The following is a 20466-nucleotide window of genomic DNA, read 5'->3' on the forward strand; positions in this document are numbered from 1 at the left end:
GCTACCCTGGTGGAGTCGGCATACGCGGAATACGACCCGCGACCGCGGCGATACACCAACCACGGCGATGGCGAAATCGTGGCGGCACGGATTCATACGGTGGAGGTTGGCATGGCGGTCACACTCGAGCATTCGGAGTCGCCCAATGTCCTCGAACCCGGGGATTTGTCCTCGCGCGCGGCAGCGGAGGCTTACGTCGGCGGCGTCTGTTTCAAGTTGGGACCACCGACGCTGATCGGCGCCGAACTCGAGTGGCTCACCGTGCAGGGTGAGTGTTCGCCGCCAGACCGATCCGCCGCCCGCCGCCCGTCTCCAGCTGCACTCGCAGACGCACTCGGACCCTACGCACCACGGTCCATCGCTCCCGATTCACCGGCACTCTCGTTGCCCGGGGGCAGCCGGGTCACCCTCGAACCCGGTGGTCAGATCGAATTGTCCAGCGCCCCGTTCGCCGTTACCACGCAGCTGAGCGAGAGATTGCGCACCGACACCCGAATCTTGCGGGATCTTCTGGAATCCCGGTCCATCCGAATGGTTTCCGCCGCCGCGGATGCGGACCGCCGCCCCAAACGGGTGTTGCGGTTGCCGCGCTACCGGGCCATGGAACTCGCCTTCGGCGGTATCGGCCCCTTCGGCAAACTGATGATGTGCAATACCGCCGCGACGCAGGTCAGCGTCGACGCTGGGGTCGATCGCGCCGACGTCACCGCACGCTGGACCGCGCTCTACATCATGGGTCCGCCATTACTCGCCGCCTTCGCCTGCTCGCCCGCCCTGCGGGGCGCACCGGTTGGCACGTGGGCCTCACAGCGGATGCGGACCTGGCTGCGTCTGGATCACACCCGTACCCGCCCGCCCGTCGAGGCATGGCCGGATCCGATAGCCGACTACGCCCGGTGGGCGTTGGACGTTCCGCTGTTGTGCGTGCGCAGACCCGATGAGGCGAACCAGCTCGATCGCGGCTGGTCAGCCCCTCCGGGTGCGTCGTTCGCCGACTGGTTGTCCGGAGCGTTGGACGACGAGGTGGGCCACCGCCCCGATGTCGGCGATCTGAACTACCACCTGACCACCTTGTTTCCGCCGGTTCGCGCGTCCGGGCACCTGGAGGTCCGCTACCTCGACGCCCAGCCAGGCGATGACTGGACGGTGCCGATCCATGTGATCGACGCGCTCATGTCGGCACCGGACGTGGTGGACGAGGCAACCATGCTGGCCGAGCCGCTCACCGGGCAGTGGCTGCACGCGGCCCGCTGTGGCCTCGCCGATCCGCAGATCCGTTCGGTGGCAGTCGAATTGCTGACCCTGGCCGCCGCGCACGCGACAACCGCCTCGGGCGCGCGCGAGATCGAATCCGCTGCCGAGCGATGCCACACCGGTCGAACCCCGACCGACGAACTCGTCTCGATCACGAACTCGAATGGAGCGGTCTCGTGACCACCAAGCACTCCGCCATCGACAACTCCGAGACCGAGCGGCTGCGCGATCGGATCGCCGACGTGCTGACCAGGGCACGCGAACGCACCACGCTGCTCACCGGCAGCGTCGACGAACCCGATCTGATCGCCCAGCATTCCCCGCTGATGAGTCCGCTGGTGTGGGACCTCGCGCATATCGGCAATCAGGAGGAGTTGTGGCTGGTGCGTGATGTCGGGGGGCGTGACCCCGTGCGCGCCGATATCGACGAGCTCTATGACGCGTTCAAACACGCGCGCGCCAACCGACCCGGGCTGCCGCTGCTGGATCCGGGCCAGGCTCGCGATTATGTCGGGACGGTGCGCGACAGGGTGTGGGATGTGCTCGACCGCAGCGCATTACGCGGCGATCGGCTCGTCGATGGCGGGTTCGCCTTCGGCATGATCGCCCAGCACGAGCAGCAGCACGACGAAACCATGCTCGCGACCCACCAACTCCGGACCGGGCCGGCCGTCTTGTCCGCGCCCGCGCCGCCGACGGTGACCACCCCGGTCGGCGGGGAGGTGATCATTCCCACGGGCGAATTCACCATGGGCACCTCGACCGAACCGTGGGCATTGGACAACGAACGCCCCGCGCATCGAGTTCAGGTGCCCGCCTTCGCGATCGACGCCGCCCCGATCACCAATGCCCAGTACCTGGAGTTCATCGCCGACGGCGGCTACGACCGGCCCGAGCTGTGGTCGCAACGAGGTTGGGCACATCGTGGGGAGGCCGGTCTCGTCGCGCCGCAGTTCTGGGAGCGTGATCCGGCCGGTCAGTGGTGGCGCCGAGTTTTCGGAGTGCCGACCCCGCTGCGTCCGCACCAGCCGGTGGTCCACGTCTGCTGGTTCGAAGCCGAGGCGTACGCGAACTGGGCGGACAAGCGGCTACCCACCGAGGCCGAATGGGAGAAGGCGGCGCGCTTCGATCCGGCCACCGCGACCTCGCGCCGCTATCCGTGGGGAAATACCGAACCCGATTCCGGCACAGCCAATCTCGGCCAGCATCACCTCGAGCCCGCCGATGTCGGTGCCTACCCGGCCGGCGCCTCGCCTGCGGGTGTGCACCAGTTGATCGGTGATGTGTGGGAGTGGACCGCCTCGGGTTTCGATCCCTACCCCGGCTTCCGTGCCTTCCCTTACGCGGAATACTCCGACGTGTTCTTCGGCGGCGACTACCGGGTGCTGCGCGGCGGCTCGTTCGGCACCGATCCGGTGGCCTGCCGCAGTACCTTCCGCAACTGGGACCACCCGATCCGGCGTCAGATCTTCTCCGGCTTCCGGCTCGCCCGCGATCTGGGCGCCGCCGATGTGTAGGCATCTCGGGTACCTCGGCCCACGGGTCCGCGTCGGCGACATGCTCACGCTCGGATCGCATTCGCTGCGAACCCAGGCGTGGGCACCACGCGATATGCGCCGCGGCGGCACCATCAACGCGGACGGCTTCGGGGTCGCCTGGTGGCGCGGCGAACAGGACGACGAGGTGACCGTCAGCCGGTATCGCAATGCCGCGCCGATCTGGACCGATCCGGCCGTGGAAGAGGTACTACCGCAACTGGAATCGTGGGCGGTGCTTGCCGCAGTGCGATCCGCGACGGTCGGAATGCCGGTCGAGCGGACCGCATGCGCGCCGTTCACGCACGGCCGCTGGGCGTTCAGCCACAATGGCCTGGTACCGGATTGGCGACGCACCCTCGCGGAGGTCGCCACCGAGTTCGCCGGTGCCGCAGCCGAACTCACCGATACCGCACCGGACTCCGAAATCGGGCTTTTCGATCCGACGCAATTGTTGGAGGCCGAGTCGAGCACCGACTCGGCGACGCTGTGGGTGATTCTGCGCCGACTACTCGCCACCGGTGTGCCGGATGGCGAATGGGCCGCGGCGCCCGCGGCGTTGAGTCTGCTGGTCTCGGCGGTCATCGCGCACGCGCCGCGGGCACGGCTGAACTTCCTACTCGGCGATGGCACCCAACTATGGGCAACCACCTGGAACCACTCGCTATCAGCACTGGTCACCGATGATTTCGCCATTCTCGCCTCCGAGCCCTTCGATGATGATCCGCGCTGGCAGCCGATCCCCGATCGGAGCCTGATCACCGCACGGCCCGGCACGCTGTCGGTCGAACCCCTACCGTTCGCACCCTCATCACCCGAGCACGACGTGATACCGAAAGGCGCCTCGCTATGACCGCACCGACGCTGGAGATCCACCTGTCCGACGACGACCTCACCTCGGCGTTGCGGGCGGACGCCGGGCTCGGCCTCACCGCGGACCCGAAGTGGTTGCCGCCCAAATGGTTCTACGACGCACGCGGCAGCGAACTGTTCGAGCAGATCACCGAGCTCCCGGAGTACTACCCCACACGCACCGAACGCGCGCTGCTGCAACGGGTGGTCGGCGACATCGCACGCACGGCCCGCGCCGATGTCCTGGTCGAACTCGGTGCGGGTTCGGCCGCGAAGACCCGGCTGCTGCTGACCGCGCTCACCGCCGAGGGCCCGTTGAAGACATATGTCCCGCAGGATTTTTCGTCATCGGCGCTGCGGGCGGCGGCCGACCAGGTGGCCGTCGAATTTCCCGGACTCGGCGTGCACGGCGTGGTCAGCGACTTCACCGACACACTGCACAACCTGCCCGGCGGCGATCGCCGCATGATCGCGTTCCTCGGTGGCACCATCGGCAATCTGATTCCCGCCGAGCGCGCCGAATTCCTCAACAGTATCCACGAGGTGCTCGAACCGGGCGAGCAACTACTCATCGGCGCGGGCCTGGTCATCGATCCAGCCGTCCTCGTGCCCGCCTACGATGACGCCGCCGGTGTTACGGCCGAATTCAATCGGAATGTGTTGCTGGTGTTGAATAACCGCCTTTCGGCCGACTTCGTACCGGAGAAGTTCGAGCACGTCGCGATCTGGGATGCCGAGCGCGAATGGATCGAAATGCGACTCGAGGCCACCGCCGACATGACCGTCACCGTCGCGGACCTCGACCTCACTGTGCGGTTCGCCCGCGGCGAGCAGATTCGCACCGAAATCTCGGCCAAATTCCGGATCGAGGGCTTGAAGTCCGAACTCGCCACCGCCGGGTTCGCCACCGAAAACGTGTGGACCGACCCCGAACAGCGGTTCGCCGCCGTGCTGGCGGCGCGTACCTAGAATCGCTGTAATCGGTTCAGCCGAGATGTAATTCGATCACACGGCTGACAAGGGAAGGCACGTCGGCCGCCGGTCCGACGAGCCGGAGGCTGCGGTTGGCCTGCAGCGTGGCGATGCCGTGCAGGTTCGTCCAGAGAGCGATCGCCCGGCCCTCGGTATCGATGGGGCCGGTGCCCGCCGGGGCGCTCTCGCGCACGAGTGTGGTGAACCGCTCGAAAAGCGGCAAGGTGATCGAACGCAGGTTCTCGCCGGAACCCTCGAGTAGGTCGTGGCGGAACATCAGGGTGAAACGTGAACTGGCCGCGCGGTCGGGCCGTTGCTATGTCGATCGCTACGCGGCCACCTTTTCCGGCACCGCATCGAACCACTAACCAGGGCTTGCGGGTCTGAGTGAGGTTGTCGCCCTTGCCGAACGCGAGGACCCGCACCGGAGCGATACCGGCAGTCGGGAGTCGGCCGCGTTGATCAGGGCAGGTGAACGGCGGTGGCGGAGTTCGCTTTTCCCGCTGAACCCGTTGCGCACGGGGGGAATCGGCGCGGAAGCCATCAGTGCAGCTGATTCTGCGCGGTCTCCAGACCGACCCGCAACAGGAGTTCGACGGCATCCGCGGTCTGCTCGACGATCACCGGAACTTCCTTACGCTCGGGCGAGGAGAACGGTTTGAGCACATAATCCGCGGGATCCTGGCGGCCGGGCGGACGCCCGATACCGAATCGAACCCGCAGGTAGTCCTTGGTCGTCAAGGCGCTGGAGACCGATCGCAGGCCATTGTGCCCGCCCTCGCCACCGCCCCGCTTGAGCCGCACCGACCCGAACGGCAGATCGAGTTCGTCGTGCACCACGATCACCTCGGTCGGCGGCACGGAAAAGAATCTGGCCAGCGCGGCGACCGGACGACCCGACAAATTCATGAACGAGCGCGGCTTGGCGATCAGCACCTGACGGCCGTCGAGCCGGGCCTGTAGCAGGTCAGCGCCGGATTTCTTGTGCACGGCAAAACGGCCGCCGACGCGCTGCGCGAGCACGTCGGCGACCAGAAAACCGACATTGTGCCGGGTGCGCTCGTATTCGGGACCTGGATTACCCAGTCCGACAACGAGCGCCGGCCCGGTCGACGATTCGGTCATGAAGTAAACCGACCCGTGGGAGTAGTTCGGCGCTGCGTTATTCGGCGGACCCCGACTCGGCGGCTTCCTCGGTCTCCTGCGCGGAGGCCGGGGCGGCGATGATGTTGACGATCAGCGCCTCGGTATCACCGGCGAGGGTAACGCCCGCGGGCAGCTCGATGCCACCAGCGGTGATCTGGGTGCCGGCCGCGATGCCCTCGATGGAGACCTCGATGGACTCGGGCAGCTTGGTCGCGTCGGCCTCGATCGACAGCGTGGTCGTCTCCTGGGTCACCAGGGTGCCGGGGGCGGCTTCGCCGGACAACACGACCGACACGTCGGCGGTGACGCGCTCGCCGCGTTTGATGATCAGCAGGTCGGCGTGCTCGATGTAACGGCGAATCGGGTGCACGACAACGGATTTGGTCAACGCGAGCTGCTTCTTGCCGTCGATGACGAGGTTCAGCAGCGCATTGGTGCCGTGCTCGCGCAGGATGGCGGCGAACGCCTGGGCGTTGACCGACAGATGCTGCGGGTCGGCGGCGTGGCCGTACAGCACGGCGGGGACGTTACCCGAACGACGGGTACGGCGGGCGGCGCCCTTGCCGAACTCCGTGCGTACGGCGGCTTCGAGAACGTTGGCGTCGGACATGACTTGATCTACTCCCTACGGCTGTTCCAGGCTTGTCAACAATGGTCGCCAGGGACCGCTTTCGCCCTGGCTCAGTTGGTCTACTCGTCGGGCGAAGACCGAACGAGGACGGCCGGAAGCCGAGCCGCGTCGATCACGGTGAACGCATCAGGTCTGCGGTCACCCTCGCCGAGACAACCCGAACACCATAACGCAGTGGTCATGCACCGCTTCAATCGGGTGGTCAAGGCGGCGACCGCTTGCCGGTCGCTCGAACGTCACGGCGTGTCGAGCCGCGGTTACCCAGGTCGCGTACGCTGGACCGGTTGCCGATCGGTCGTCTGTGAAAGGGTTGTTTGAGTTGACCGCCTCCACTGAGGGTGTCGTCGCGCCCACTCCGCGCGGATTGCCCGCCGAGACCGCCCGGCGCCGCACCTTCGCGGTGATCTCCCACCCGGACGCCGGCAAATCGACGCTCACCGAGGCGCTCGCACTGCACGCGAAGATGATCTCCGAGGCGGGCGCGATCCACGGCAAGGCCGGCCGCCGCTCCACGGTCTCGGACTGGATGGAAATGGAGAAGGCGCGCGGCATTTCGGTCAGTTCGACCGCACTGCAGTTCAATTACCGCGCCGCGGGCTCCGATGTCGACAACGTCATCAACCTGGTCGACACCCCCGGTCACTCCGATTTCTCCGAAGACACCTACCGGGTACTCACCGCGGTCGACGCCGCGGTAATGCTGATCGACGCCGCGAAGGGCCTGGAGCCGCAGACGCTCAAACTCTTCCAGGTGTGCCGCCACCGTGGCATTCCGGTGATCACCGTCATCAACAAGTGGGACCGGCCGGGCCAGGCGCCGCTGGAACTGCTCGACGAAATCGACGAACGGATCGGACTCACCCCGACACCGCTGTTCCTTCCAGTCGGCATCGCCGGTGACTTCCGCGGATTATTGCGGCGCGGACCCGATGGAACCGCGGTCGAATACATCCACTTCACCAGGACCGCGGGCGGCGCGACCATCGCACCGGAGGAATCGCTGAGCGTGGCATCCGCCGAGGCACGCGAGGGCGAGGCGTGGACCACCGCCACCGAGGAGAGCGAACTGCTCTCGGCGACCGGGCAGGATCACGACCAGGAACTGTTCCTCGCCGGTCAGACCTCTCCGGTCATCTACGCCTCCGCGATGCTGAATTTCGGTGTCCGGCAACTGTTGGAAACCTTGGTGACGCTGGCCCCGGCACCGGGCCCACGCGCGGATGTGGCCGGTAGCCCGCGCGACACCACCGACCCGTTCAGTGCCGTCGTGTTCAAGGTGCAGGCCGGTATGGACACCGCACACCGCGACCGGCTCGCCTTCATGCGGATCGTGTCCGGTGAGTTCGAACGCGGCATGGTCGTCACCCACGCGCAGACCGGCAAACCATTCGCTACCAAGTACGCACTGACCGTATTCGGCCGCGAACGCTCCACCGTCGACACCGCGTATCCGGGCGACGTCGTCGGCCTGGTCAATGCGACCGCGCTGGCACCGGGGCACACGCTGTTCGTCGACAGGAAAGTGGAGTTCCCGCCGATCCCGTCCTTCGCGCCGGAGCACTTCGCGGTGTTACGTGCCGAGAGCGCGGGCAAATACAAGCAGTTCCGCAAGGCCATCGACCAGCTCGATTCCGAGGGCGTGGTGCAGGTACTGCGCAACGACTTCCGTGGCGACGCCTCCCCGGTTCTCGCGGCCGTCGGCCCGATGCAGTTCGAGGTGGTCACCGCCCGGATGAAGGCGGAGTTCAATGTCGAGACGCGGATGGAGAATCTGGCCTACACCCTGGCCCGGCGCACCGACGCGACGTCGGCGCCCGAGCTCGACCGGCAACGCGGTGTGGAAGTCTTCGCCCGCAGCGATGGGGCACTGCTCGCGCTGTTCAGCGATAAATGGCGGCTGCAATACATCGAGAAGGAATTCCCCTCCCTCACCCTCGAACCGTTGGTCGCCGCGGCGGACTGAGCGTTATCCCGCCGCTACGGTGCGGTACCGGGATCACGTTCCACCGACGCGATGCCGTCTTCGCGAGCAATGAGACCCCAACGGCTCGAGGTAAGTCGCAAGCTCGGTAGATCGCTGAGCGAGAGCACCACCTCGTAGGTCCGCTCGTAGCCGGTGTGCGCGATACGCCAGCAGCCATCGGCGCAGAACACATAGCGATCGGTGTAGAAGGCCGCGCCGCGCAGCAACATATTGTGCGCGGGGATCAATACCGTGTCGGCGAGATACCAAGTGCCGGTGGCGGTATCACCGTCGACATCGATCTCCGGATGATCGCAGCGATGTTCGGTGATGACGTGCGGACCGAGGGTATTACGCATGAACGCCATGAACGCTTCGCGCGATTCGAACTGCAGGTATTCGCTATAGGTCGCGGTCGCCTCCGGCACCATAGTATCGGCGAACACGTCCCACGATTTGGTGTCGAGGGCCCGCAGATACCTGAACTTCAGCCGACTGATCGCGGCGACCGGATCAATCCCCCGGTCACTACGTGGTTGCCCACCGGCGTCCATCCCGACGTCGCCGCGCTCTCGCGCACCGGTGTCCATTCCGGGCTCACCGCGCTCCTGCTCACCGGTGTCCATCCCCGGGTCGCTACGCTCCTGCCCAGCGGTGTCCATTCCCCGGTCGCTACGCTCCTGCCCACCGGCACCCATCCCCCGGTCGCTACGCTCCTGCCCACCGGCACCCATCCCCCGGTCGCTACGCTCCTGCCCACCGGCACCCATCCCCCGGTCGCTACGCTCCTGCCCACCGGTGTCCTGGTCCATACATTCAACAATCCCATTCAAAGCCGCTGGACTCCGGGATTTGCCAGATTTGTATCAGATTGCTATCACCGCGCTACACAGGCAGTGGCGTCGCAACCTGGACAGCTGCCGGATCAGCCGCCGATCGTGAAGCAGATCCGGCAGAAATCCGCACCGAACTCGGTCAGCCGCAGACTCTTGCGGACGATCTTCGGCGCCCGGCCCGCCTTCTTCAGCGCCGCCTCCACCTCCGGCTGCACCTCCAGCACCATGTAGCGGCTGAGCACCACCGGATCATCGGAGGTCAATGTCAAACCGAGACGGTTGAGGTTGATCAGATAGGTGCGCGCCCGGTCTGGATAGCGCACACCCGCCTGTTCCGGTACCGAGGTCAGGTCCCCGGTGACCAATTCAGAGCCGATACCCAGCGGCCGATTGGTCCGCACATCGACCGAGGGCTGTGCGCCGTTGAGCGCCATGAACCGCAGAATGCGCGCCTCGTCCGGCGCCAGTTCGTCGAGGATCCGGTCGTAGGCCGGATGCACATCCTCGGAGAAGTAGACATCCGCCGAACGCGCGAGCAACGCGTCACCACGGCGGCGCAACTCCTCGACGGACGTCGAATGCAGCGGCGCCCCGAGCGCCACCGCATGCTGGGCCGCCGGGCCGCTGGAAGTCGGTACATAGCTGACGATTTCGCGCACCGACCCCTCGGTGACGCCCAGCGCGCTGCGCGCGATCGACCGCAACGCATTGCCGGTCCGCTCGGCGATATCCGCTGACGACTCGCCATCCAGCGCAGCCTGCGTGATCTCCTTTGTCACCTCATAGGAGGTGTTCACCGCCCACTGACTGCCACGCACCACTGTGCCCGCCGCGAGCCCTGCCGCACGGAACACACCGCGAATCAGCCGCGCCTCATTGCTGATCTGCCGCTGTTCGACATCTGAGCCGCGCTCCACAGCGCGGGAACCGGCCCGGGTCACGTCCTGTCCGGTCCTGTCGTCTGCCACGTCGTACTCCGATGTATTGCCCAGGTGAACGATTCCGCCCACAGATTATTGCCCGACTGCCTCTCAGGTATTCCTGACGCGCCAGTTGTGGGCCACCACTCACGACCGGCCCCGCCGCCGGACGGACCTCCCGAACACCCGCAGCTGACGCGAGTGGGAGGTGGTGGTGGTCATTGTCTCCGCTTCCCGTGGCCAGTACGACATCGTGGACACCTACTGTGACTGACGCCTCAGACAGAATAGTGTGGTCCGGCGCACTCGAAGTGGACCACCTTCCCTACCTCACAGTAAGGTCCAGTCGCCGACAGGATGCTACTTTGAGGTCCCGGTGAGCGGCGATCACCGATATATCGGCAGGAGGGTGTCGTGTTGGAGAGTGTGTTCCACCCGTCCATCGTGTTGGAACTGATTACGATTCCACTCTTTACCGGCATCATCGGCTATATCACCAACTGGACCGGCGTGCTGATGTTGTTCCGGCCGATCGCGTTCCACGGCGTTCGACTTCCGGGCTTGCGTGCATTGTTTCCGTTCCTGCCCAAACGAATTCAGGTATTGCCGCTGCTGAGCTACGACGGCAGGATCGGCTGGCAGGGCATCGTGCCCTCACGCGCGGACAAGATGGCGAGCATTGCCGTCGACAAGGGGCTCGCGAAACTCGGTAGCGTCGCCGACTTCTATCGAGAGATAGAACCGGATGCGCTCGCGGAACATTTGACGAATATCGCCGAGGACCGGATCCACGACATCGTCGAGGAAATCCTGCGCCGCGAGCACCCCCAGCTCTGGTACAACCTGCCGACCCAGGTGCGCGACATGGTGCACGACCGGGTCAGCCAGCAGCTGCCGGACATTCTGCGCGAACTCACCGAGGAACTCGGCGCGAATATCGATCAGCTACTCGACGTCAAGCAGATGGTCATCCGCTATTTCCAAGCCCGCCCACAACTGCTCAATCAACTGTTCCAGGTACTCGGCGCCAAGGAACTGCGGTTCATGCAGAACTTCGGCTTCTATTTCGGCGCGCCTATGGGTGCGGTGCTCGTCGGCATTCTGCACCTGACCCATTGGTCCACGCTGGCGGTGCTGCCGATCGGCGGCATCATTATCGGCTGGATGGTCAACTGGGTCGGTATCAATATGATCTTCGCACCCGCCTATCCGAAGTGGTGGTGCCCCTGGCGGCAGGGCCTGCTGATCAAGCGGCAGGACGAAATCACCTCGGGTTACGCCGAATTGGTTTCCACTCAGGTTGTGACGGTCGCCAATATCGGCGACGAACTGCTAAACGGCCCGCGCTCGGACCGAACGATGCAGATGCTCGAGGACACCCTGCGCCCGGCCGCCGATCGCGCGCTCGGACCGGCCCGCTCCGCGGTGAAGTTCGTGATCGGCAGCCGCGAATACGACGCACTGCAGTCGACGTTCACCAGCGAGGCCATGAACATCGCACCGATCGCTTTCGCCGATCCCGAGTTCAACGTCCGTCAGGGCCAGCAGATCAACGAATACATCTCCAAGCAAATGTCGGCTCTATCGCCGAACGATCTGGTCGACATGCTGCGATCGGCGATCAAACAGGACGAATGGCTGCTTTTCGTCCATGGCGGCGCGCTGGGACTGCTGGCCGGATACGCTCATATCCTGATCTTCGGGACGGGAGTAGCAACGACATGGTGGTGACGGAACCCGACGGCGACGACCAGCAGGCCTCCGGGCCTCCTGAATCGGTCCGGCCCCAGCCGAGCACGGCGTCGACGGAGATCACGAGACGGTCCGTCACCGAAATCGAACTCACCGCTGAAACCCCAACGCGAACAAGGAAACCCGGTTCAGCGCGCAAGACCGTCCGGGCTGCCACCGGCATCGCGCGGGTGGCCGTGACGGCCGTTTCCGATGTGGCCGCGTGGAGTATCGACACCGCGCTCGGCGTCGGCGCCACCGTTGTCCGTGGCAGCGCCGCGGGTACGCCGCCGCGCGAGGTCCTCGCGGCGGCGGAGGCCGAGGTACGCGAGGCAATACGCCGGGCGCTGCGGATACCCACCGTCCCCGAACCACCCGATCCGGCGGCACTGCCGACACTGCGCGAACAGGGAGCCGCACTGCTGCGACTGTCGGCGAGCACGCATGGCGAGCCCCAGGAAACCCACCCCGCCTTCGCGCGAATGCTCGCCGACCTGACACCCGACGAGGCTCGCGTCCTACGATTCCTGCACCTCGACGGGCCACAGCCCTCGATCGATATCCGCACCGGTCGCCCGCGCGGCCTCGGCGCCGAGCGCGTCATGTCCGGCCTCAATCTGATCGGCGAACACGCGGGACTGCGCTTCCCGAACCGCATCCAGCAGTACCTGCCCAATCTGCGCAGACTCGGGCTCATCGAGTTCGTCAAAGAACCTGTCGGCAACCCGAATCGGTACCAACTCCTCGAGGCGCAGTCGCCCGTGCGGGAGGTACTCAAGCGGTCCGGCTTCGGGACCAAAGTGCACTACCGCAGTATCGCCCTCACCGGTTTCGGCGCCGACTTCGTCCAGACCTGCTTGCCGGTGGTTATTCAGGATGGCAGGGCGTCAGGCACCAGCTGAGCACAGCGGCGGTTGCCTGAATCAGGCGTCCTCGGCCAGAACCATCCAGCGCTCCTCGGCGGCTTCCTTTTCCGCCAGCACCTGTTTGAGCTCGGCGCCCAGGCTCACCAACTTGTCCGGGTCGGTCGCGGCTTCGGCCAGCGCGCTGTGTAGGCGCTGTTCGCGCTCGTCGAACTTGACGATGGCGCGCTCGAGCCGGGACAGTTCCTTGCGCGCGGCGCGTTGGGCAGCGGCATCGGTGACTGGTGCGGTTGGGCTCTTCGTATCGGAACGCGTCGGCGACGCGCCTTGGGCGGCACGCTTTTTCAGGTACTCGTCGATACCGCCGGGCAGGTTGGTGAGTTTGCCGTCGCCGAATAGCGCCCAGGTCGAGTCACAGATGCGTTCGATCAGGTAGCGGTCGTGGCTGATCACCACCAGGGTGCCCGCCCAGTTGTCGAGCAGATCCTCGAGCTGTTGCAGGGTATCGATATCCAGGTCATTGGTCGGCTCATCGAGCAACAGCACGTTCGGCTCGGCCATCAGGATGCGGGTCAGCTGTAGTCTGCGCCGCTCGCCACCGGACAGATCGCCGACCGGCGTCCGCTGCCGTGCCGGGCTGAATCCGAGTCGCTCAGCCAGCTGACCAGCGGAGATCTCCTTGTCGCCCAGCATGATTCGCTGCGCGACCTGTTGCACTGCCTCCAGTACTCGCATGTCGGTCGGCAGGTCGTCGAGTTCCTGACGCAGCCAGCCGATCTGCACCGTCTGGCCCTGAATGCGCTTGCCCGCAGCCGGTTCCGTATCACCGGCCAGCGTGCGCAAGAGTGTTGTCTTGCCGGAGCCGTTGACCCCAACCAAGCCGACCCGCTCCCCCGGCGCGAGCCGCCAGGTCGAGTCGCGCACCAACTCTCGCCCGTCCGGGGTGGTCAGCGTGGTGTCTTCCAGCTCGATGACCACGCGGCCGAGGCGTTTTCGCGCGAACGCTGCCAGCGAGACACTGTCACGCGGCGGCGGCACATCGGCGATCAGTGCCTCCGCCGCCTCCACCCGGTAGCGCGGCTTGGAGGTCCGTGCCTTTGCGCCGCGCCGCAACCACGCCAACTCCTTGCGGGCCAGGTTGTTGCGTCGTGCTTCGGAGGCATCGGCCTGCCGGGCGCGTTCGGCGCGGGCGAATATCCAGTCGCCGTACCCGCCGTCGTAGCTTTCGACCTTGCCACCGACGACCTCCCAGGTGTTGGTGGCGACGGTATCGAGAAACCAGCGATCGTGGGTTACGACCACCAGCGCGCTACGGCGATTGAGCAAATGCTCGGCCAGCCATTGCACGCCCTCGACGTCGAGGTGGTTGGTCGGCTCGTCGAGGACTAGCAGATCGAGATCGCGGACCAGGGCCGCGGCCAGCGAGACGCGCCGCCGCTCACCGCCCGAGAGGTTGTCGATCGAGGTCTCGAGGCCGAGACCAGCGATCCCGATCCCCTCCATGACCGAGCGGATGCGCGGATTGGCCGCCCACTCGTGTTCTGCCACATCGTCGGTCATCGCGTCATCAGCCAGGCCGGCCAGCACGACGGATCCGACGGTCGCGCCCTCGGGCAGCACGCCGCGCTGGGTCACCACCGCCAAGCGCAGGCCACCGACTCGACTCACGCGGCCACTATCGGGTGGCTCGAGACCGGTCAGCACCTCCAACAGGGTGGTCTTACCGCCGCCGTTGAGACCGACGACACCGATCCGCTCGCCCGCGTGGACGCCGAGGGACACATTGTCCAATAGTGGGGTGATCCCAAAGCTCTTGGAGACCTGTTCGAGGTTGATCAGGTTGGACATGGATCCCGCTAGCCCGCCTCTCCGCGTATTTTGCCGGCTGGCTGAGCCTACTCACCCACCGTTGTGGCGCTCCGGGCGGAGGGTTGCGAAACGAACGGTGTTCGTTCAATCTAAGTGAGCGAACACCGTTCGTTACGACTAAAGTCGTACACCTGGCGCTCCCGAGGCAATGCCGCGCAATAGGAGCCCCGCCTCACGACGAGGCGCCGAGCGGCACCATCAATCCGCTCCGGAGGTTCCTCATGCGCGTCGGTCTCGGTCTGCCGATTTCCGATCCCGCTACCCTGCTCAACTGGGCACGCCGCGCCGATGCCGGCCCGTTCACCACGCTCGGCCTGCTCGATCGGCTCGTTTACGACAATCCCGAACCACTCATCGCGCTCGGCATGATCGCCGGTGCGACCACTCGCATCAAGGTCCAGACCGAGGTGCTGATCGCACCGCTGCGCGAGCCCGCGCTACTGGCCAAGCAGGCCGCCACGCTCGATCGCATGTCCGGCGGCAGATTCGTGCTCGGCCTCGGCGTCGGCGGGCGCGAGGACGACCACATTGCCTCGGGCACCGATCTACGCACCCGCGGCCGTCGACTCGACGAACAGGTCGCGACCATGCGACGCCTCTGGTCCGGCGCGCCGTACGGACCCGACTGCGGTCCGATCGGTCCCGCTCCACTACATCCGGAAGGGCCGCCACTGCTGTTCGGCGGCTTCGCGCCAACCGCTATCGACCGGGTCGGCCGGTGGGGCGGCGGCTTTCTCGCGGCCGCCGCCCCCTCCTGGGCGGGCGGCCTTTTCGAAACCGCTCGTCGCTCGTGGCGCGATCACGGGCATGACGGCGCGCCCCGCATCGTTGCGCAGGTCAATGTCGCGCTCGGCGCCCCCGATGTCGTCGAGGACGCACGTCGCTCGATGGGCGACTACTACGAATTCAGTGGACGTGCCGACTTCATGCTGGCCGGGATGCTCACCACTCCCCATGAAATACGCACGGCCATCAAGCAATTCGATGATCTCGGTGCCGACGAGGTGATGCTCTACTGTTACGGCCGCGACACCGACCAGGTGGATCGGCTCGCCGAGGCAATCGCCTGACCGGTCGACACCACATCGCTCCGACGGATACCGCAGCGCCCCTTTGGAATACACCCGTCGACGCCCGGGCGGATTTCAGTGGTTGCCGTGGACATCACCGTTGATGACGCGGGCACCGGGCACGGGGCCGCTGGCGGTACGTACGCTGCGGCACACACCCGCGCCCGCGAGCTCCGCGGCAACAGCGACGGCGGCGTCCTGACTGTCGCAGAGGAACGCGCACGTCGGGCCGGATCCGGAGACCAGTCCCGCCAGAGCGCCCGCTCCGACTCCGGCCCGGAGGGTCCGTCGCAGTTCCGGCTTCAACGAAAGGGCGGCGGCTTGCAGGTCGTTCCCCAGAAGTGGCGCAAGTTGCTTCGGATCACCGGAGGCAAGCGCCTGCATCAGCGCCTGTGGCTCACCGAGCCGCGGCGGGTCGCCAATTACCCGAAGCCGGTCGAGTTCGGTGAATACCGCGGGCGTGGACAAGCCACCCTTGGCGAGCGCGAGCACCCAGTGAAAGGTGTTGCGGGACAAGACCGGCAGCAGCCGCTCACCGCGGCCCGTGCCAAGCGCGGTGCCGCCGTGCAGCGCGAACGGGACATCACTACCCAGTTCGGCCGCGAGCGCATCCAATTCCTCGCGGGTCAGGCCGAGATCCCACAGCTCATTCAGGCCGACCAACGCGGCGGCGGCGTCCGCACTGCCGCCCGCCATCCCGCCCGCCACCGGAATCCCCTTGTTGATGGCGATTTCCACCAGCGGTGCCCGCCCGGCCAAGTGGGCGACACGAACTGCCGCTTTCCACACGAGATTGGTGCGATCGGTTGGCACCTCGGCCGCACCCTCGCCACTGACCCGCACGGTGAGCGACGCCGACGGGGAGATCTCCAAATCGTCGCCGAGCGAGAGCGCTTGGAACACCGTCGTCAGATCGTGGTAGCCATCCGCGCGTAGATCATCGACGCCGAGATGCAGATTCACCTTCGACGGCGCGCGCACGATGACGGGGCTGGGCACAACTGACAACACGATGCTCAAGCCTAACGGGTGCATACGACAGGTGCGCGCGTCGAGACGAGCCGTTCACCCGGGTCGAGACCACGAACGTCCACTAGCGCACCGCGATCCGCACCAACGGCAGCGGCTCCGCGATGACCAACATGGCACAACTTCGGCATTCATCCAAAACCCGGTCGACAAGTTGCGTCCAATACCCATAGGGGGTATGTTCGTGTGGTGCGGGAGATACCCCCGGACCGTATGATCAGTCGCCAGTGAAGGAGTCGGACATGGCCACCAGCACTTACACCGTCAAGGGAATGACCTGCGGACACTGCGTCAGCTCGGTCCGTACGGAAATCGGCAAGATCGACGGAGTAACCAGCGTGGACGTGGATCTCGCCAGCGGTGCGGTCCGTATCGATAGCAGCGCTCTCGTCGCCGATGCCGACATCGTCGCCGCGGTCGACGAGGCAGGTTACGAACTCGCGGTCTGACCCGAATCCAACCGAGCCCGTCGCCCACCGGCGGCGGGCTCACCGCGTTGTTCGAGATCCGCACCGCAGCGACGCCGCGCATCCATGGCGACTCGCCTACGAGATAGACGCGACGCCTGAGCGCGAGCTATGCCTGATCGGCGAGGCGAACGTAGGCGGCGGTGTCGAGGGTCTCACCGCGGGCGATGGGATCGATGCCGGCGGCGACCAGGCGGCGTTCGGCCTCGGCGGGCGATCCCGCCCAACCCGACAGTGCCGCACGCAAGGTCTTGCGGCGCTGAGCGAACGCGGCATCGACCACCGCGAATACGCGGCGACGGTGCTCGTCATCCATCGACCACGGCGCCTCGGCGTAGCGCTCGATGCGCACCAGGCCGGACTCTACGCGCGGAACCGGCCAAAAGACCTGGGTACCGACCGCACCCGCGCGCCGCACGGTCCCGAAGAAGCCCGCCTTCACACTCGGCACCCCATAGATCCGGCCGCCCGGCTCCGCCGCCAATCGGTCGGCGACCTCGGCTTGCACCATCACCAATGAGGTTGTGATACTGGGCAATTCGGCCAGCAGATGCAGCAGCACCGGCACCGCGACGTTGTAGGGCAGGTTCGCGACCAGCGCTGTCGGCGCGGCAGGCAAATCCTGCGGACCGACCCGCAGCGCGTCCGCCTGGACGACCCGCAGCTGTCCAGCCAATTCCGGCGCTCGATCGGCGACGGTCACCGGAAGATGTTGCGCGAGAACAGGATCGATCTCGACCGCGATCACCGAGTCGACTACGTCGAGCAGCGCCAAGGTCAGCGACCCGAGACCCGGCCCGACCTCGAGCACCGCATCCGCGCGCCCCACCCCCGCCGCCGCCACGATGCGCCGCACCGTGTTCGCGTCGTGTACGAAGTTCTGCCCGAGTTGCTTGGTCGGCCGGACGCCGAGCTGCTCCGCCAGCGCCCGTACCTCGGCGGGCCCGAGCAACGCGGCGCTCCCACGAGCGGAAACATCAGGTTCGGTCACCTCGAAAACCTACCAACTCGCCCGGACGACGGGCGCGCGTCCCCGATCCGCAGCCGCTCGGCGGATTCGAGCGCGGCGAATTCTCAACAGCCGCCACCGCACCCCGGTCCGGCCTGAACACCCGCCAGCGGCGGACCGTATCTAGTCGCTGCCGACGCCGATGCGGCTGGTGCACGCCGGCCAGGCGCCCCAGCCCTGACGGGCGCGGGTGACCTCGGCGATGGCGATCTGCTCTTCTCGAGTGGCCATGTCGGCGCGCGGTGCGTACTTGAGACCGCCTTGCCGCTCCCAGGTGCCCTGATCGAACTGGATGCCACCGAAGTAGCCGTTGCCAGAATTGATTCCCCAGTTGCCGGTCGATTCGCACCGTGCGAGCGCGTCCCAGGTCACGCCGTCACGCACCGGCGGCACCTCGGTGCCGGGCTTGGCGCCCTTACGTACGGTTTTCGGCTGCGCGGTCACGGTGACGTTCGACGCGACCTGCTGCCTGCTTTCTTCCTGGCCGTTGACCATGGTGACCGCGAAGGTGACGTCCTGGACGCCGGATGCGCCCTCGGATTCGACCACGGTCCGGCTCATGTTCATGGTCGGATCTTCGATCACGGTCTCCGGCGGATCCAGCGGCAGGGTCTCGGTCTGCTTCTCGATTCGCGTGCGGGTCACAGTGACTTGCATGCCGTCGGTCAGCGCGGTGCTCGACGCGGGCTCGACGGTGTCCTGCTCGATCAGCGGAATGCCTGCCGCAGTAAGGAATTCGCCGACCGTCGGCGCGGCGAGCCGGACGTCGACCGGCGCGCCGATCCCGTCGAGCAACGAAATCGAATGCGGCTTGAAAACACTCAGCGCGGCACCTTCGAGCGGCAGCTTCTCGTTGCGTGCCGGGGCTACGAAGGTTTCGGCGGGCAGGCCCAGCTGGGCAGCGACATCGCCTGCGGTCAGCCCGGTGGACCACACCTTTTCGGGCTTCCCATCCACCGACACCGCGATCTCGCGGGCTCGATTCAGGATGATGGTGGCGCCATCGGCGACGGTCGAGGCCAATGCAGGCTGCACCAGGTCACGATCGTTCACATCGAACCCGGCGGCCTCGAGCACGCCACCGACATTGCGCGACATGGTGGTCTGCGTCGACTTCTCGCCATCGACGACCACCGTGACCGTCTTGCGGTTAACGATCGCCATCGCGGCGCCGACGAGCAGCGTCGCCAGCAGCGCCGCCACCGCGACATATAGCATCGGCGAGCGAGACTGGTTGATCCTCGTGAATGACGACATGGTCACAGTAAGATAACGAAGGAGCGACGGGCCGACAACCGCTCCTCTCGACCCGGAGACGAACGCGATCACGAATTGGTCTCACCGCCGCAGGTAGATCACAAAACGGCCTCATCAAGTGACATAGAACACACTGCGGCTTGCCGGACCCCTTGATGGCCAGACGCGCGTCGGCGCGCTCCCGGCCACCGTTCGAGTAACCGAACCGGCACTCAGATGCCGTAGATACGCCGGGCGTTCGCGGTGGTGATCTTCGCCAGTTCCGCCGGATCCTGTTCACGCAACTCGGCCAGCGCGCGCACTGTGTATGGCAGGCAGTAAGGCTCGTTCGGCGCGCCACGGAACGGATGCGGGGTCAGATACGGTGCGTCGGTCTCCACCAGAATCTGATCGTCGGGCACCACCTTCGCGGCCTCCCGCAATTCGTGCGCGTTCTTGAAACTCACCGTTCCGGAAAAGCTGAGCACGTAGCCCTCGGACACACACGCGAGCGCCATATTGGTGTCCGACGAAAAGCAGTGGAAGATCACGGTTTCCGGGGCGCCTTCGTCCAGCAGCACCGTCAGCAGATCGTGGTCGGCGTCCCGGTTGTGGATCATGAGCGGCTTGCGCACCCGCTTCGCCAGATCGATATGCCAGCGGAAGCCTTCGATCTGCGTCTCGACATCGGCGCACCCGTCGAGCTTGCCCGGCCAGTAGTAATCGAGGCCGGTTTCGCCGATCGCGACGACGCGCCGATCGCGGGCCAATCGCTCCAACTCGGTTTTCGCGGCGTCGTCCAAAGCGTTCGCCCGGGTGGGATGCAGAGCCACAGCGGCATAGACGCGGGCGTCCCGGTTCGCGGCCAGCACTGCCCACTGCGCGGCTGCCAGATCGTCGGCGACTGTGACCACCTGTCCGACGCCGACCGACGCCGCGCGGTCCACGATCACGGCCGTCGATTCCGCGTCGGTCGCTCCGCAGGCATCCAGGTGGGTGTGCGCGTCCACCAGCGGCGCAAGCGGTTCCGGAAGACCGGGGGCCGGGCGCTTGCCGTTCATCGGCGCGCACTCGCGGACCGGA

18 protein-coding genes and 1 pseudogene are annotated in these 20466 nt (G+C 66.2%); 9 read left to right on the top strand and 10 right to left on the bottom strand.

Translation table 11 applies throughout. The features are described 5' to 3' along the window. Positions 1–111: 111 nt before the first annotated feature. The 4 genes from egtA to egtD are packed head-to-tail and all read left to right on the top strand — an operon-like array spanning position 112 to position 4610. Positions 112–1434: an ergothioneine biosynthesis glutamate--cysteine ligase EgtA gene (egtA, locus tag LKE06_RS02365; protein WP_227996808.1), complete on the top strand. Its 1323-nt coding sequence runs from the start codon at positions 112–114 to the stop codon at positions 1432–1434. Further along, positions 1431–2771, top strand: a complete 1341-nt coding sequence (gene egtB, locus LKE06_RS02370; RefSeq protein WP_227996810.1) for an ergothioneine biosynthesis protein EgtB — start codon at positions 1431–1433, stop codon at positions 2769–2771. The genes egtA and egtB overlap by 4 nt, the downstream gene beginning before the upstream one ends. After that, positions 2764–3642, top strand: coding sequence for an ergothioneine biosynthesis protein EgtC (gene egtC / locus LKE06_RS02375; RefSeq protein ID WP_227996812.1), 879 nt, complete (start codon positions 2764–2766; stop codon positions 3640–3642). The genes egtB and egtC overlap by 8 nt, the downstream gene beginning before the upstream one ends. Next, complete coding sequence (gene egtD / locus LKE06_RS02380) at positions 3639–4610, top strand: L-histidine N(alpha)-methyltransferase (protein ID WP_227996814.1); 972 nt, start codon at positions 3639–3641, stop codon at positions 4608–4610. Before egtC ends, egtD begins: the two co-directional genes overlap by 4 nt. Before the next feature lie 16 nt (positions 4611–4626). Here the strand turns inward: egtD and LKE06_RS02385 are convergent. The 3 genes and pseudogenes from LKE06_RS02385 to LKE06_RS02395 form a co-directional block, all read right to left on the bottom strand. After that, a pseudogene (locus tag LKE06_RS02385) lies at positions 4627–4902 on the bottom strand (TetR-like C-terminal domain-containing protein); the annotation flags it as partial. Between the two features lie 254 nt (positions 4903–5156). Beyond that, positions 5157–5738 (bottom strand): aminoacyl-tRNA hydrolase, encoded by a 582-nt coding sequence (gene pth, locus LKE06_RS02390; RefSeq protein WP_227996816.1) that lies wholly within the window; start codon positions 5736–5738, stop codon positions 5157–5159. A 37-nt stretch (positions 5739–5775) separates the two neighbouring features. Next, positions 5776–6369 (bottom strand): 50S ribosomal protein L25/general stress protein Ctc, encoded by a 594-nt coding sequence (locus tag LKE06_RS02395; RefSeq protein ID WP_227996817.1) that lies wholly within the window; start codon positions 6367–6369, stop codon positions 5776–5778. A 340-nt stretch (positions 6370–6709) separates the two neighbouring features. On the opposite strand from LKE06_RS02395, the gene LKE06_RS02400 reads away from it, so the two are divergent. Further along, positions 6710–8353, top strand: coding sequence for a peptide chain release factor 3 (locus tag LKE06_RS02400; protein WP_372477274.1), 1644 nt, complete (start codon positions 6710–6712; stop codon positions 8351–8353). 14 nt (positions 8354–8367) lie between these two features. On the opposite strand, the gene LKE06_RS02405 is transcribed toward LKE06_RS02400, so the two are convergent. Continuing rightward, positions 8368–8907, bottom strand: coding sequence for a nuclear transport factor 2 family protein (locus tag LKE06_RS02405; protein WP_227999248.1), 540 nt, complete (start codon positions 8905–8907; stop codon positions 8368–8370). Positions 8908–9278: 371 nt separating this feature from the next. Further along, the gene (locus LKE06_RS02410) at positions 9279–10157 is read right to left on the bottom strand and encodes an Abi-alpha family protein (protein WP_227996819.1); all 879 of its coding nucleotides are present in this window, start codon (positions 10155–10157) and stop codon (positions 9279–9281) included. 366 nt (positions 10158–10523) lie between these two features. Between LKE06_RS02410 and LKE06_RS02415 the strand changes: the two genes are divergently transcribed. Both LKE06_RS02415 and LKE06_RS02420 read left to right on the top strand, forming a co-directional pair. After that, a complete protein-coding gene (locus LKE06_RS02415) occupies positions 10524–11840 on the top strand; it encodes a DUF445 domain-containing protein (RefSeq protein WP_227996821.1) in 1317 nt (438 codons plus the stop codon). Then, the gene (locus tag LKE06_RS02420; RefSeq protein WP_227996823.1) at positions 11831–12742 is read left to right on the top strand and encodes an Abi-alpha family protein; all 912 of its coding nucleotides are present in this window, start codon (positions 11831–11833) and stop codon (positions 12740–12742) included. The genes LKE06_RS02415 and LKE06_RS02420 overlap by 10 nt, the downstream gene beginning before the upstream one ends. A 21-nt stretch (positions 12743–12763) precedes the next feature. Here LKE06_RS02420 and LKE06_RS02425 read toward each other — a convergent pair whose 3' ends face one another. Beyond that, positions 12764–14551: an ABC-F family ATP-binding cassette domain-containing protein gene (locus tag LKE06_RS02425; RefSeq protein ID WP_227996825.1), complete on the bottom strand. Its 1788-nt coding sequence runs from the start codon at positions 14549–14551 to the stop codon at positions 12764–12766. A 242-nt stretch (positions 14552–14793) separates the two neighbouring features. Between LKE06_RS02425 and LKE06_RS02430 the strand changes: the two genes are divergently transcribed. Next, the gene (locus tag LKE06_RS02430; protein ID WP_227996827.1) at positions 14794–15642 is read left to right on the top strand and encodes an LLM class flavin-dependent oxidoreductase; all 849 of its coding nucleotides are present in this window, start codon (positions 14794–14796) and stop codon (positions 15640–15642) included. 75 nt (positions 15643–15717) lie between these two features. Here the strand turns inward: LKE06_RS02430 and LKE06_RS02435 are convergent, their stop codons facing one another. Further along, positions 15718–16653, bottom strand: a complete 936-nt coding sequence (locus tag LKE06_RS02435) for a 4-(cytidine 5'-diphospho)-2-C-methyl-D-erythritol kinase (RefSeq protein ID WP_227996829.1) — start codon at positions 16651–16653, stop codon at positions 15718–15720. Between the two features lie 260 nt (positions 16654–16913). Between LKE06_RS02435 and LKE06_RS02440 the strand changes: the two genes are divergently transcribed. Next, complete coding sequence (locus tag LKE06_RS02440) at positions 16914–17120, top strand: heavy-metal-associated domain-containing protein (RefSeq protein WP_227996831.1); 207 nt, start codon at positions 16914–16916, stop codon at positions 17118–17120. Between the two features lie 127 nt (positions 17121–17247). On the opposite strand, the gene rsmA is transcribed toward LKE06_RS02440, so the two are convergent. From rsmA to LKE06_RS02460, 3 genes are all read right to left on the bottom strand, one after another. Continuing rightward, positions 17248–18129: a 16S rRNA (adenine(1518)-N(6)/adenine(1519)-N(6))-dimethyltransferase RsmA gene (gene rsmA, locus LKE06_RS02445; protein WP_227996833.1), complete on the bottom strand. Its 882-nt coding sequence runs from the start codon at positions 18127–18129 to the stop codon at positions 17248–17250. 141 nt (positions 18130–18270) lie between these two features. Next, positions 18271–19404, bottom strand: coding sequence for a resuscitation-promoting factor (locus LKE06_RS32800; protein ID WP_305082788.1), 1134 nt, complete (start codon positions 19402–19404; stop codon positions 18271–18273). Between the two features lie 212 nt (positions 19405–19616). Continuing rightward, positions 19617–20444 (bottom strand): TatD family hydrolase, encoded by an 828-nt coding sequence (locus LKE06_RS02460; protein WP_227996835.1) that lies wholly within the window; start codon positions 20442–20444, stop codon positions 19617–19619. Positions 20445–20466: the final 22 nt, after the last annotated feature.

Source organism: Nocardia australiensis, assembly GCF_020733705.1.
GTDB lineage: Bacteria > Actinomycetota > Actinomycetes > Mycobacteriales > Mycobacteriaceae > Nocardia > Nocardia australiensis.